Here is a 611-nt window from a genome sequence, read left to right on the forward strand (position 1 = left end):
GGGTAGCAAGTTTCAGAGGTAACTTCTACTCCGAAGCCTTTATAAATATTGATAAGCTCAAACGTTCGAGGATGTGATACGTGTACGATATGAAGCTTTGCACCAGTCCAATATGCAAACTCAAGCAATTTTAAAACAGCACTTGTTTCTGATACTGGCGGTCTTGTTTCCATATGAGCAGCTGGATATACTTTATTTTCGCTCTTATATTCCTCAATCATGTCATAGATAATATCATCGTTCTCAGAGTGAAAAGCCGCTCTTAGTCCTGTTGCTTTTAAAGCTTCCATTGCTTTAATAATTTCTGGGTCTGGTATTCTTGGGAAGCGATGTTCATCTGTCTCAAATGTTGACATCTTAAACGCCATTGCCCCTGCTTCTGCTAAAGGCTGAATTTGACTGATTCCATTTCGTTTGGAAATCGTAGCCCATAAACCGATATCAACAACAGCCTCTCTTTCAAGCTTCGCCACTTTTTCTTCAAAGATAGCTAGATTACTTATTGGGTTTGGCACATCATAAGGCATATCCATAAATGTTGTGACACCGCCAACTGCAGCAGCTTTGCTTGTTGGAATAAAGCCCTCTTCCGTATTGCTGTAGCAATGCAC

1 pseudogene is annotated in these 611 nt (G+C 40.4%); it reads right to left on the bottom strand.

Annotated features, from left to right (window positions below):
* Positions 1-611 (bottom strand): annotated as a pseudogene (locus tag QD409_RS35540) (hypothetical protein); the annotation flags it as partial.

Source organism: Rhizobium sp. BR 315 (genome assembly GCF_050577975.1).
GTDB lineage: Bacteria > Pseudomonadota > Alphaproteobacteria > Rhizobiales > Rhizobiaceae > Rhizobium > Rhizobium miluonense.